Genomic DNA, 13,365 nt, shown 5'->3' with positions numbered 1-13,365 from the left:
CTCACCTTCCGATGGCGTTGGTCATGGCCGAGCCGGCGTCTTCGGTTCGCACGGCGGGCAACGCGGAGTTCTGCCAGGGCACCACCAGTGCCGTGACGCGCTGGCCGGGCTTGTAGACCGTGCCGGTCAGCACGAGGTCACCCATGCGCAGTCCCTCCAGCACTTCCACGGCCGCGAGGGTGCGCAGCCCCAGGCGCAGGGTGCGCTCCTGCACCACACCATCCACCACCACCCAGACCCTGGCCGTCTCGGCAGTGGCCTGACGCAGCACGGACAGCGGCAAGGCCAGGGCCTGCTCGCGACGGGCCGTCTCCACCTCGACCGACAGCGTCATGTCCTCGCGCAGGTAGGCGGGCGCATCCTGCGTCAGGTTGAACTTGACCTCGATGGCGCCGCGCTGCGCGTCCACCACCGGGGCGATGCTCAGCACCCGGGCCGCGAAACGCTGGCTGGCAAAGGCGTCGGCCACCACCTGGGCGTTCTGTCCCACCTGCAGCTGGTCGAGGAAACGTTCGTCAACCTGGGCCACCAGTTGCGTGGGGCCGGACAGGGCCAGGTTCATCAAGGCCTTGCCGGGTTGCACGATCTGGCCGGGCTCGACCATGCGCGCGAGCACGCGCGCATCCGCCGGGGCTTCGATGCTGGCCTGCTCCAGCCGTGCGCGCGCGGCGGTGACGGCGGCGCGGGCCGCACCCTGCTGGGCCACGGCCACATCGACCGCGCGCCGCGCCTCGTCGAGCTGCGCGGCGCTGTAGAAGTTTTGCTTGACCAGTTGTTCGGCACGCGCGTAGGTGGCGCGCGCGGCCTGCAAGGTCGCCTCGGCCTGGCGTTCAGAGGCCACGGCCTGGGCCTCGGCGGCCCTGAGCTCATCCGTCTCCAGGCGCACCAGCATCTCGCCGCGCCTGACCTGGGCGCCCTCGCGCACCAGCACCCGCTCCACCCGGCCGGTCACGGTGCTGCCTACTTCCACACGCGAGAGCGTGGCCACACGGGCCGAGAATTGCAGGGTGCGCAACAGGGGACCAGGCTGCATGAGCAGCGCCTCGGCGCGCGGTGCCCGCAGCGCCAGTAGCGTCATGCCCAGAAGGGCCAGCACGAGCAGCAGGGCCAGGAGGATCCAGCGGGTCTTGCCGGAAAGCTTGATCATGTCAGGCTTCGAAGAGGCTGCCGTCGGTCTTGGGCGGCGCCACGCCCAGGTGGCGGTAGGCCGCCAGGGTGGCGATGCGCCCGCGCGGCGTGCGCTGCAGGAAACCCTGCTGGATCAGATAGGGCTCGATCACGTCCTCGATGGTGCCGGCTTCCTCGCCGATGCTCGCGGCGATGTTGTCCAGGCCCACAGGGCCACCGTCGAAACGGTGGATCACGGCCTCCAGCAGCTTGCGGTCCATCAGGTCGAAACCCTGCGGGTCCACATCCAGCATGGCCAGGGCCTTGTTCGCCATCTCCACCGTGATGCGCCCCGTGCCCTTGACCTCGGCGTAGTCGCGCACACGGCGCAACAGGCGGTTGGCAATGCGCGGCGTGCCGCGCGAACGACGCGCGATCTCGAAACCGCCCTCCGCGTCCATGGGCGCGTTGAGCAGGCCGGCGCTGCGCGTGACGATGCGGCCCAGCTCTTCGGAGGAGTAGAACTCCAGCCGCGCCACAATGCCGAAACGGTCGCGCAGCGGGTTGGTCAGCATGCCGGCGCGCGTGGTGGCACCCACCAGGGTGAAGGGCTGCAGGTCCAGCTTGATGCTGCGTGCGGCCGGCCCCTCGCCGATCATGATGTCGATCTGGTAATCCTCCAGCGCGGGGTAGAGGATTTCCTCCACCACCGGCGAGAGACGGTGAATCTCGTCGATGAAGAGCACGTCGTTCTTCTCGAGATTGGTCAGCAGCGCGGCCAGGTCCTTGGGCTTTTCCAGCACAGGGCCGCTGGTCTGGCGCAGGTTCACGCCGAGCTCGTGCGCGATGATGTGCGAGAGCGTGGTCTTGCCCAGCCCGGGCGGGCCGAAGAGCAGCACATGGTCCAGCGCCTCTTCGCGCTTGCGCGCCGCGCCGATGAAGATCTCCAGCTGCTCACGCACCTTGACCTGGCCCACGTACTCGTCGAGCAGCTTGGGCCGCAGCGCGCGCTCGATGGCCTCCTCGCCGGGCGAAACGGGCGCGGCCGAGACCACACGCGGGCCGGAGGGCATTTCAAAGTCGTCGGTCTGGATGCTCACGGCCGTCAGGGAAAATCAGAGGGAGAAATGGGTGCCTCGCCGGTCTGGCAAGGCTGTTGCGACTATAGCCGACTCAAGTTATTCAGCCACTTTGCCGATAGCATGGCAGATAGCCCCGAGACTGCCCATGAAAACCACTGCCCGCTCCCTGTCCCTGCACCCGGTCCAAGCCTGCCTGCTGGCCGGCCTGCTGGCACTTGCCCTGTTGCCGCGCGCCCGGGCCGCCGAGCCGGCCGTGGCCCCTGCCCGCGCCGCACCGGCCGAGGCTCCCGCGCCCGCAGCCTCGGCCCCGGCTCCTGCGCGTGTGGAAGGCACCCGTATCGACATCGAGTCGCAGTTGCGCGACGCCATGAAAGGCGGCGATCCGACCAAAAAGCGCCTGAACCTCCTCATCGACGGCAAAAGCAGCAACGCGGGCCTGGCCCCTGGCGCGCCGCCCCCCATCAACAAGGTGGACCACCAGCCCCCCGCCGCGCCGGCCGTGGCGGCCCCGCGTCCGCGCGAACCCGGCCTGGTGATCCGCCAGCAGCGCCCCTCGGCCCCGGCCGCAGCGGCGCCGGCGGCCCCGCACAGGGACATCCACTGGAGCTACGAAGGCGAGGGTGCCCCGGCGAACTGGAGCAAGCTCAAGGCCGACTACGCCACCTGCGCCAGCGGGCAGCGCCAGTCTCCCATCGCCATCGACGACAACGACACCCTCAAAGGCCCGGCCGAGGCCATCCAGTTCAGCTACACGCCGAGCAAGGGCACGGTGCTGAACAACGGCCACACCATCCAGGTGAACGTGTACGGCGAGAACAGCCTGACCGTGCGCGGCAGTACCTACCAGCTGCTGCAGTTCCACTTCCACCACCCCTCGGAAGAGCGCATCAACGGCCAGGGTTACCCCATGGTGGGGCACTTCGTGCACCGCAACGAGCTGGGCCAGCTGGCCGTGCTGGCCGTGCTGCTGGAAGCCGGCGAGCCCAACACGCTGATCCAGAAGGTCTGGACCCATATGCCGCTGGACGTGAACGACAGCGTGCGCCTGCCGCCGGACCTGATCCATGTGGGCGAGATCCTGCCGAAGGACCAGCGCTATTACCAGTACATCGGCTCGCTGACCACGCCGCCCTGCACCGAGGGCGTGCTCTGGCTCATCCTCAAACAGCCGGTAAGCATCAGCCGGGAGCAGCTGCGCCTGTTCGGCCAGCTCTATGCCAACAATGCGCGCCCGGTGCAGCCCCTGCACGGCCGGCCCGTGCGGGACGCGGCCCTGATCGCGCCCGGCGGGCGCCCCTGAACCCGGCGACGGCCCGCTCGGTCTGTGTGGGCCAGGTTGAGCCCGGCCTGTAACCAAGTTACATTACAGTATTCTTAAAAGCTTCCCGCCCAGGCCATGCCGCCGAGGCATGGAAGGGACGGGGACGCCGAGAGTTCGCCAGCCACACCCGCCCGACCTGTGCCCACGCGCGTGCCGCATCATCCTATGACCAGCATGAGCAACAACGCAGACGCGACACCCCAAGCACTGGACATCGTCATCTTCGGCGGCACGGGGGACCTGGCGTTTCGCAAGCTCCTGCCCGCGCTCTACATGGCCCACCTGCACGAGCGCCTGCCCGCGAGCACCCGCATCGTCGGCATCGGCCGCCAGGCCTGGGGCCACGATGCCTACCTGAAATTCATCCACGAGAAATCGGTCGAGTTCATCGAAGCCGAATCCTGGTCCGATGTGAGCTGGCAGAGTTTCATGGCGCGCCTGGACTATGTGGACCTGGATGTCACACAGGCCGCTGCCTACGGCAAGCTGCAGCAGGCCCTGAGCCCGGACGCCATGCGCGTGTTCTACCTGGCCACCGCACCGGACCTGTTCGCGCAGATCTGCGCCCAGCTGCATGCCACCGGGCTGATCGACCAGCACGCGCGCGTGGTGGTGGAAAAGCCCCTGGGGGTGGACCTGGCTTCGGCCCAGGCCATCAACACCGAGATCGCCCGTCACTTCCGCGAAGACCAGATCTACCGCATCGACCACTACCTGGGCAAGGAGACGGTGCAGAACCTCATGGTGCTGCGCTTCGGCAATGCCATCTTCGAACCACTGTGGCGCGCGCCTTATATCCGCAGCGTGCAGATCACGGTGGCCGAAACCGTGGGCGTGGGCTCGCGCGCGGGCTTCTACGATGGCGCCGGCGCGCTGCGCGACATGGTGCAGAACCACCTGTTGCAGCTGCTGTGCATCGTGGCCATGGAGCCGCCCATTTCGCTCAACGCCGACGACGTGCGCGACGAGAAGCTCAAGGTGCTGCGTTCCCTGCGCAAGATGGATGTGGCCGCCGTCAAGCGCGATACCGTGCGCGGGCAATACAGCGCCGGCGTGAGCGAGGGCGCAGCAGCAGCGGGCTATCTGCAGGAAGCCGACGTGCCCGCCCACAGCCAGACCGAGACCTTCGTGGCGTTGCGCGCACACATCGACAACGCGCGCTGGGCCAACGTGCCCTTTTTCCTGCGCACCGGCAAGCGCCTGCAGAAACGCCAGTCGGAAATCATCATCGAATTCACCGAACAGCCTTTCTCCATCTTCGGCAAGAGCCCCAGCCTGCAGCCCAACCGCCTCATCATCAGCCTGCAGCCCGAGGAATCGATCCAGCTGGCCATGATGGTCAAGGAACCCGGCTCGGGCATGAACCTGCACCCGGTGCGCCTGAGCCTGGACCTGCAGGAGTCATCCAGCAAGCGCCGCGCCGATGCCTACGAGCGCCTGCTGATGGACGTGATCAAGGGGCGCCTGACCCACTTCATGCGCCGCGACGAACTCGAAGCCGCCTGGAGCTGGATCGACCCCATCCTGGCCGGCTGGAAAGCCCTGGACGAAAAACCGCGGCACTATGCGGCCGGCAGCTGGGGGCCCGCCGCCTCGTCGGCCCTGATGGCCCGCGAGAACCTCACCTGGTTCGAGGAGTCCTGATGGGCGCGGTCGACCCGCTGCACGAGCTGCTGGCGCAACACCGCCATCTGCAAGTCCACCGGGTGGCCGCTGCGCTGCTGGCCACCGAACTGGCCCGCGACATCGCCGTGCGACTAAAGGCGGCCATGATGGCGCGCGGCCACGCGGTGCTCAGCGTCTCGGGCGGCAAATCACCGATCGCGCTGTTCGAGGCCCTGCGACAGCAGGCCCTGGACTGGTCGCAACTGCACATCACCCTGGTCGACGAACGCTACGTCCCTGCCACGCACGAAGCCAGCAACGCCCTGCTGGTGCGCACACACCTGCTGCAAGGGCCCGCAGCACAGGCACGGTTGCATGCCATGGTGCCCCAGCTCAAGCTGCCACTGCCCCCCCTGGCCACGCTGGTACAGAAGGCCGATGCCGACCTGCGCGCGCTCGGCCCCGCCGATGTCATGGTGCTGGGCATGGGCACCGATGGCCACACCGCATCCCTCTTCCCAGCTGCGCCCGGCCTGGCTGCCGCGCTGGATCCCCGGTCATCGCTGGTTTGCGCGGGCATGACGCCCCTCACCGCACCCCATGCGCGCCTGACGCAAACCCTGGCCCAGATCCTGCGCTCGCGCCATCTGGTGCTGCCTGTATCGGGCGCTGACAAGCTGGCCACCCTGCAGCAGGCCCTGCTTGCACCCACAGACCAATTGCCTGTCTCGCATCTCCTGCACCAGCAGCACACGCCCCTGGCACTCTGGCTCACCACATAAACAGCCCATGTTTGAATCCCTGGTCCCCTCGCCCACTGCCCCGTCCGCCTATCCGCGCTGGCTCGGTGACATCGGCGGCACCAATGCGCGTTTCGGCTGGCAGGAGCACGCGGGCGCGCCCATCAGCCGTGTGCAGGTGCTGCCTTGCGCCGAACACGCTTCACTCGTCGCAGCGGGCCAGGCCTATCTGCAGACACAAGGCCTGCCCGCGCCGGCCTGCGCCGCTTTCGGCATCGCCAACCCGGTCACGGGCGACCAGGTCGCAATGACCAACCACCACTGGAAGTTCTCCATACAGGCCACGCGCGAAGCCCTAGGCCTGCAGCGGTTGCTGCTGCTCAACGACTTCACGGCCCTGGCCCTGGCCCTGCCCCAATTGCCGCGCGATCAACTGCGCCAGGTAGGCCCCGGCCAGGCGGCGGTACAGGCGGCGATCGGCCTCATCGGGCCAGGCACGGGCCTGGGGGTTTCGGGCCTACTGCCCCTGGGGCACCAGGACAAATGGCTGCCCATCGCGGGCGAAGGCGGACATGTCACCCTGAGCGCGAGCAATGCCCAGGAGTACGCCGCCATCGAACAGCTGCGACTGCGTTACGGCCATGTCTCGGCCGAACGCGTCATCTCCGGCCCGGGCCTGGTGGACCTCTACCACGCCCTGTGCGAACTCAAGGACGGGCAGGGCCGCGAGATCACCACGCCGGCCGAGGTGATGGAACGCGCCGAGACACTCCCGCAGTCCACCGCCGCTCAGGCCATGGACATGTTCTGCGGCCTGCTGGGCAGCGTGGCCGGGGATCTGGCCCTGACCCTGGGCGCACGTGGGGGCATCTACATCGGCGGTGGCATCGTGCCCCGCCTGGGCGAGCGTTTCGACCGTTCGCCCTTCCGCCAGCGTTTCGAAAGCAAGGGCCGCTTCAAAACCTACCTCGCCGCCGTCCCGACCTGGGTCATCCAGAGCCCGGTTTCGCCTGCCTTGCAAGGAGCGTCGCAGGCCCTGAACCTGACGCAGTGGTGAGCCCGCTGCCACAAATGGCTGAGGCACAATTCTTCGCATGGCGCTCATCCTCATCGTAGAAGACGACGAACTGCTGCGTGACAGCCTGTCGGACCTGCTGCAACACGCCGGCCACCGCACCTTGGCCTGCGCCGACGGCGCCAGCGCCCAGCAACAGCTGGAGACCCAGGCCGTGGACGCGGTGCTGCTGGACCTGGGCCTGCCCAAGGTCGACGGCATGACACTGCTGCGCTGGATCCGCGAACGCTTCGAGAGCCTGCCCGTCATGATCCTGACCGCGCGCGACAGCATCGACCACCGGGTTGCAGGCCTGATGGCCGGCGCCGACGATTACCTGACCAAACCCTTCGGCAATGCCGAGCTCTGTGCGCGGTTGCAGGCTCTGCTGCGGCGCGCGCGCCTGCCCGCCTTCGAAGCCCAGGGCGCCAGCGACGAGCCTCCCGCGTCCACGCAGGGCCTGCAATTCGACACCGAACAACCGCGCGTCTGGGTGCAGGGCCAGGCCATCGTGCTGACCCAACGCGAATGGGAGCTGCTGCGGGTGCTGCACGCGCAGATCAACCAGGTCGTCAGCCGCGACAACGTGCTGCTGGTCTGGCAGACCGACGGCTCCGAGCCCATTGCCTCCAACGCGCTGGAGGTCTACGTGCACCGCCTGCGCCGCAAGTTGCAGGGCACCGGCGTGAGCATCCGCAACATCCGCGGCCTGGGTTACATGCTCGAGATGGCATGAAGTCCATCCCCTCGCTGCGCCGCCAGTTGCTGGCCTGGTTGCTGCTGCCGCAGCTGGTGCTGTGGCTGGTAGGCGGGGCCCTGGCCTATCGCATCGCGCTGATCTCGGCCGAAAAGGCGCTCGACCAGTCCCTGTTGCAATCGGTGCGCTCGCTGGCGCGGCAGGTCAAGCCCATCGGTTCCGGCCTGCTGGTGGACTTTCCGAGGGCGGCCCAGTCCATCATCGAAGAAGAGCCCGAGGACCGTGTGAACTACATGGTGTCATCCCCGCCCGGCAAGTTCCTGATCGGCAACCAGTCCTTCGCCGAGCCGCCCCTGCCCCTGAGCCCCGGCGTACCGGCCGTCTACCGCACCGAGCAGAACGGCCGCGTCATGCGGGCGGTGGCCCTGGACGTGCCCTATGGCGACAGCGACGCCGCGCTGCTGCTGCGCGTGCAGCTGGCCAAGAGTTATGTGGCGCGCGACCGCATCGCGCGCGAACTTGTCGCCGACCTGCTCGCCCCCCTGCTGGTACTGGGGCTGATGCTCAGTGTCCTGGTCTACGCCGGCATCAAGCGCGGCATGCAGCCCCTGACCCGCCTTGAGGCGCAACTCCAGCACCGCTCGCCGCATGAGCTGACCCCGCTGGAACTGACCACGGCGCCACGCGAAGTCCACGCCCTGCTCACCGCCATCAACCGCCTGCTCGCATCCGTGGCACGCAATATGGTGCAGGAGAAACGTTTCATCAACGATGCGGCCCACCAGCTGCGCACCCCCCTGGCCGGACTGATCAGCCAGACCGACCTGGCCCTCAAGGAAGAAGAGCCCGAGCTCATCCAGGCGCGGCTGCACAAGGTGCACGCCGGTGCCCTGCGCAGCGCCCACCTGCTCAACCAGCTGCTGATGCTCGCGCGCAGCGGCGCCGACGTCCCCATGCAGGCCATCGACCTGGCCCAGCTGGCCCAGGCTGTCGCGCGCGAGTTCAGCCCCCGCGCGGTCAGCCTGCAGGTGGACCTGGGCTACGAAGGGCTGGACCAGGCCTGGGTGCTCGGCTCCGAGCTGCTGCTGCGCGAGGCCTTGGGCAACCTGATCGACAACGCCCTGCGCTATGGCCGCGGCGAGGGTGACAGCACCATCACCATCGCCGTGCTGGACCAGGGGCCGCAGATCGAATTGCGCGTCGAGGACAACGGCCCCGGGCTCGACGCCGCGCTGCGCGAACAGGCCTTCGAGCGCTTCTGGCGCGGCAGCGAGCTGCCGGGCGGCTGCGGTCTGGGCCTGTCCATCGTGCAGGAGATCGCGCGCCGGCACGGTGGCGAGGCGCAGATCGAAACGGCTCAGACAGGCAGCGGCCTGCGCGTGCGTCTCCTGCTGCCACGCCTAGATCCGGACGCCTGAAGCAGCGTCGAACCAGTGCGCCTGGCCTGGGCTGATGTCCAGCCCTACACGGTCGCCGGGGCGCACGGGAATCTGCGGTGAGGTACGCACCGTCACCATGCCCGCAGCGGTCTGTACCACCACATAGGTGTCGGCACCGGTGGGCTCCACCACATTGACCTCACCCCGCCACGCTGCGCTGTCGCTGAACAACAGATGCTCGGGCCGGACACCCAGGGTCAAGGCCTGGTGGGCCGGTGCCGGGCAGGCCAGCGACAGCAGGGCCTCGGGCAGCACGAAACCGTTGCCATCCAGCGCCGTCGTGCCGGCGATCAGGTTCATGGTCGGCGAGCCGATGAAGGTGGCCACATAGGTGTTGGCCGGCCGGTTGTAGATCTCGTCCGGTGTGCCCAGCTGCTGCACCAGCCCGTCTTTCATGACAGCGATGCGGCTGCCCAGGGTCATGGCCTCGATCTGGTCGTGCGTGACATAGACACTGGTGATGCCGCTCATCTGGTGCAGGCGCTTGATCTCGGCCCGCATCTCAACGCGCAGCTTGGCATCGAGGTTGGACAGCGGCTCGTCGAACAGAAACAGCGCAGGCTTGCGCGCCAGGGCCCGGCCCATGGCCACGCGCTGGCGCTGCCCGCCCGAGAGCTGCGAAGGCCGACGGTCCAGCAGATGGCCAATCTGCAACATGGCCGCCACCTCGGCGATGCGCTGCTCGCGCTCGGCCTTGGGCACCTTGCGGATCTCCATGGCAAACCCGATGTTCTCGGCCACGCTCATGGTCGGGTACAGGGCATAACTCTGGAACACCATGGCGATGTCGCGCTGCGCTGGCGGCACGCCCACCACGTCGCGCCCGCCGATGCGGATCTCGCCCTCGGTCGGGTCGTCCAGGCCCGCGATCAGGTTGAGCAGGGTGGACTTGCCGCAGCCCGACGGCCCCACCAGGATCAGGAACTCGCCCGGGCTCACGCTGATGTCGATGCGTTTGAGCACCTCCACCAGCTTGTCGCCCTTGCCAAAACATTTGCGGATTCCGCGGATATCCAGTGCTGATGCCATCTCGTTCTACCCTCAACCCTTCACGGCGCCGGCAGTCAGCCCGCGCACAAAATATCGCCCTGCCAGCACATAGACCAGCATGGTGGGCAGGCCGGCAATCAGCGCGGCCGCCATGTCCACGTTGTAGGCCTTCACGCTGCTTGTGGTGTTGGCCAGATTGTTCAGACCCACGGTGACGGGTTTGGAGTCCGCCCCGGTAAAGGCCACACCGAACAGAAAGTCGTTCCAGATCTGGGTGAACTGCCAGATCAGCGTCACCATCACGATGGGCGTGGACATGGGCAGGATGATGCGCAGGAAGATGGTCCAGAAACCCGCTCCATCGATGCGCGCCGCGCGCAGCAGCTCGCCGGGGATGGCCGCATAGTAGTTGCGGAAAAAGAGCGTGGTGCTGGGCAGGCCCGCGAGCAGGTGCACCAGGATCAGCCCGCCGACGGAGCTGGACAGGCCCAGCCAGCCCAGCACCTGGCTCATGGGCAGCAGCACCACCTGGAAGGGCATGAACACGCCGAACAGCAGCAGGGCGAACAGGGTGTCGCTGCCGCGAAACTTCCACAGGCTCAGCACATAACCGTTGATCGCACCCCAGGCCGTGGACAGCAGCACCGCCGGCACGGCCATCAGCACCGAATTCCAGAAATAGGGCTGCAGGCCAGAGCATTGCGCGCCCGTGCAGGCCGTGGACCAGGCCAGCGTCCACGACTCCCAGTTCAGCGTGGTCGGCAGGGCCAGTAGATTGCCTTCGCGTATCTGTTCGGCATCCTTGAGCGAGGTGATCACCATCACGTACAGAGGCGTGAGGAAGAGCAATGCACCCAGGCCCAGGCTGCCATAGATCAGGCCGCGACTGAGCCAGTACCAAGACTTTGGTCTAGCGCTCATGAGGCTTGCTCCGCAGTTCGCTATAGAGATAGGGCACGACCAGGGCCGCGACCGTCATCAGCATGATCATGGCGCTCGCCGCGCCCAGGCCGATCTGCCCGCGCGTGAAGCTCATGGCGTACATGAAGGTAGCGGGCACGTCGGTGGCGTAACCCGGCCCACCCGCGGTCAGCGCCATGATCAGGTCGAAGCTCTTGATCGCCAGGTGCGAGAGCACCATGAGCGTGGAGAAGAAGACCGGCCGCAGCGCCGGCAGCACGATGCGCCAGTAGATGCGCGGCAAGGAGGCGCCGTCAATCTGCGCGGCCTTGATGATGCTGTCATCGATGCTGCGCAGGCCGGCCAGGAACAGGGCCATGGTGAAGCCGGCCGACTGCCAGACCCCCGCGATCACCACGCAGTAGATCGCCATCTCGTTATCGACCAGCCAGCCAAAACTGGCGCTTTCCCAACCCCAGTCATGCAACAGCTTTTCCAGCCCCAGGCTGGGGTTGAGCAGCCACTTCCAGACCGTGCCCGTGACCACGAAGGACAGGGCCATGGGGTAGAGGTAGACGGTGCGGATGAAACCCTCGGCGCGGATCTTCTGGTCCAGCAGGATGGCCAGCAGGATGCCCAGGGTCATGGAGCCGCCCACATAACCCAGGCCGAAGATACCCAGGTTCTTCAGCGCCACCCACCAGCGGTCCATCTCCCACAGCTTGGTGTACTGCGCCAGGCCCACCAGTTCGTAGTTGGGCAGCATGCGCGAGACCGAGACCGACAGCACGCCATTCCAGATCATCAGGCCGTACACGAAAGCCAGGCCCAGCACCAGGCCGGGCGCCAGCGCCAGCTTGGGCAACCATTTTTCCAATCGGTCTATCGAGCTCACGACGGTTCACGCATTCAAAAAAAAGGGGAAGAGCAAAACGCTCTTCCCCGAGAGCGGCAGGGGCGCCGCTATTCAACGCGTCTTGGCCGCGGTCAGCAAACGCTTCACACCGTCGTCCACGCTGATCTTGTCGTCGTTCCAGAACTGGCTCACCAGGTCCTTGATCGCGCCTTCGGTCGCTGGCGCAATGGCCATGCCGTGCGCCACCGAGGGCACCAGGCCGCCGGTCTTGGCGGTGTCCACGAAGTCCTTGCTGGAAAGCTTGGCGCAATCGTCGAACTTGGCCATGGACATGTTCAGGCGCACCGGGATCGAACCCTTGTTGAGGTTGAACACTTCCTGGAAGTCCGTGCTCATGATGGCCGCGGCCAGCGCACCCTGGGCCTTCTGGGCGTTCGCATCCTTGAGCTTGAACATGGCGAAGGAGTCCACGTTGAAGGTGAAGGCGTTGGCCGTGCCCGGCGCCGCGGCGCAGAGGAAGTCCTTGCCCGGCTTCTTGCCTGCCGCGATGAACTCGCCCTTGGCCCAGTCGCCCATGAACTGGAAACCGGCCTTGCCCTGCATCACCATGGCCGTGGCCAGGTTCCAGTCGCGGCCCGGCGCTGCCGTGTCGGTGTAGCTCTTGATCTTGCGGAAGGTCTCGAAGGACTTCTTCATCGTGGCCGAATCGATGGCCTTGGGGTCCAGTTTCACCAACGCGTCCTGGTAGAACTTGGCACCGCCCACGCCCAGCACCACCGATTCAAAGGTGGTGAAGTCCTGCCAGTTCTGGCCACCGTGGGCCACGGCAATGAAGCCGGCCTTCTTGATCTTGTCGGCTGCGGCAAAAAACTCGTCGTAGTTGGCAGGCATGCCGCTCACGCCGGCCTTCTTGAGCACCTCGGGATTGGCCCAGACCCAGTTCACGCGGTGCACGTTCACCGGCGCCGCCACGTAGGCGCCCTTGTACTTCATGACATTGGCCACCACGCCGGGCAGCAGGGTGTCCCACTTCTCGGCCTTGGCCACTTCGTCCAGATTGGCCAGCACGCCTTCCTGCGCCCATTCCTGGATGGCCGGGCCCTTGATCTGCGCGGCCGCCGGCGGGTTGCCCGATACCACACGGCTCTTGAGCACGGTCATGGCGTTGTCGCCACCGCCGCCGGCCACGGCGAAATCCTTCCAGGCGTGGCCCTTGCTCAAGAGGATCTTCTTGAGTTCGGCGGCCGACTTGGCCTCGCCGCCGGACGTCCAGTAGTGCAGTACTTCGACCTCACCTGCCACGGCCACGCTCATGGACAGGGCCACGGCGCAAGCCAGAAAAATACGATTGAGTCTCATGATGGAATCTTTCTTGTAAGTGTTCAGGGCTACCCAAACCACAGATTTGAGTGTCTGTAATTTTTCATTAATTAAATGAATATGAAGATCGGTGTTTACCCTCGATCCGGGAAACCGGACTGGGCAAAACATCACCGGGGTTTTGCGCCATACAGGGCGAGAAAGGGCGAAGCCTTGCACCTCGCCCGTGCCCGCATGGCCAGGCTGAACCGGTG

12 protein-coding genes are annotated in these 13,365 nt (G+C 66.7%); 6 read left to right on the top strand and 6 right to left on the bottom strand.

Translation table 11 applies throughout. The features are described 5' to 3' along the window. Position 1 precedes the first annotated feature (1 nt). Together AC07NT_RS00835 and ruvB are read right to left on the bottom strand one after the other, a co-directional pair. Positions 2-1,147, bottom strand: coding sequence for an efflux RND transporter periplasmic adaptor subunit (locus tag AC07NT_RS00835; protein ID WP_498598323.1), 1,146 nt, complete (start codon positions 1,145-1,147; stop codon positions 2-4). A gap of 1 nt (position 1,148) precedes the next feature. Then, a complete protein-coding gene (ruvB, locus tag AC07NT_RS00830; protein WP_498598324.1) occupies positions 1,149-2,207 on the bottom strand; it encodes a Holliday junction branch migration DNA helicase RuvB in 1,059 nt (352 codons plus the stop codon). Between the two features lie 127 nt (positions 2,208-2,334). Between ruvB and AC07NT_RS00825 the strand changes: the two genes are divergently transcribed. The 6 genes from AC07NT_RS00825 to AC07NT_RS00800 all read left to right on the top strand — a co-directional run bounded on the left by AC07NT_RS00825 (position 2,335) and on the right by AC07NT_RS00800 (position 9,024). Beyond that, positions 2,335-3,489, top strand: coding sequence for a carbonic anhydrase (locus tag AC07NT_RS00825; RefSeq protein ID WP_498598325.1), 1,155 nt, complete (start codon positions 2,335-2,337; stop codon positions 3,487-3,489). Positions 3,490-3,675: 186 nt separating this feature from the next. Then, on the top strand, positions 3,676-5,154 hold the full coding sequence (zwf, locus tag AC07NT_RS00820; RefSeq protein WP_498598326.1) for a glucose-6-phosphate dehydrogenase: 1,479 nt from the start codon (positions 3,676-3,678) through the stop codon (positions 5,152-5,154). Then, positions 5,154-5,897, top strand: a complete 744-nt coding sequence (pgl, locus tag AC07NT_RS00815) for a 6-phosphogluconolactonase (protein ID WP_498598327.1) — start codon at positions 5,154-5,156, stop codon at positions 5,895-5,897. The genes zwf and pgl overlap by 1 nt, the downstream gene beginning before the upstream one ends. Before the next feature lie 7 nt (positions 5,898-5,904). After that, on the top strand, positions 5,905-6,912 hold the full coding sequence (locus AC07NT_RS00810) for a glucokinase (RefSeq protein ID WP_498598328.1): 1,008 nt from the start codon (positions 5,905-5,907) through the stop codon (positions 6,910-6,912). A gap of 37 nt (positions 6,913-6,949) precedes the next feature. Beyond that, positions 6,950-7,645 (top strand): response regulator transcription factor, encoded by a 696-nt coding sequence (locus AC07NT_RS00805; protein WP_498598329.1) that lies wholly within the window; start codon positions 6,950-6,952, stop codon positions 7,643-7,645. Beyond that, positions 7,642-9,024 carry a sensor histidine kinase gene (locus AC07NT_RS00800; RefSeq protein WP_498598330.1) on the top strand — a complete coding sequence of 461 codons (1,383 nt, stop codon included), beginning with the start codon at positions 7,642-7,644 and terminating at the stop codon, positions 9,022-9,024. The genes AC07NT_RS00805 and AC07NT_RS00800 overlap by 4 nt, the downstream gene beginning before the upstream one ends. On the opposite strand, the gene AC07NT_RS00795 is transcribed toward AC07NT_RS00800, so the two are convergent. The 4 genes from AC07NT_RS00795 to AC07NT_RS00780 form a co-directional block, all read right to left on the bottom strand. Next, the gene (locus AC07NT_RS00795; protein ID WP_498598331.1) at positions 9,007-10,074 is read right to left on the bottom strand and encodes an ABC transporter ATP-binding protein; all 1,068 of its coding nucleotides are present in this window, start codon (positions 10,072-10,074) and stop codon (positions 9,007-9,009) included. The genes AC07NT_RS00800 and AC07NT_RS00795 overlap by 18 nt on opposite strands. Positions 10,075-10,086: 12 nt before the next feature. Continuing rightward, on the bottom strand, positions 10,087-10,956 hold the full coding sequence (locus AC07NT_RS00790) for a carbohydrate ABC transporter permease (protein WP_498598332.1): 870 nt from the start codon (positions 10,954-10,956) through the stop codon (positions 10,087-10,089). After that, positions 10,946-11,812, bottom strand: a complete 867-nt coding sequence (locus AC07NT_RS00785) for a carbohydrate ABC transporter permease (protein ID WP_498598333.1) — start codon at positions 11,810-11,812, stop codon at positions 10,946-10,948. Before AC07NT_RS00785 ends, AC07NT_RS00790 begins: the two co-directional genes overlap by 11 nt. Positions 11,813-11,902: 90 nt before the next feature. Continuing rightward, positions 11,903-13,150 carry an ABC transporter substrate-binding protein gene (locus tag AC07NT_RS00780; RefSeq protein WP_498598334.1) on the bottom strand — a complete coding sequence of 416 codons (1,248 nt, stop codon included), beginning with the start codon at positions 13,148-13,150 and terminating at the stop codon, positions 11,903-11,905. Positions 13,151-13,365 lie beyond the last annotated feature (215 nt).

The sequence above is a fragment of the Hylemonella sp. GW821-FHT10B10 genome (genome assembly GCF_059415585.1).
Note: the sequence above shows the minus strand (reverse complement) of the source record. Positions and strands in the feature narration are given on the sequence as shown.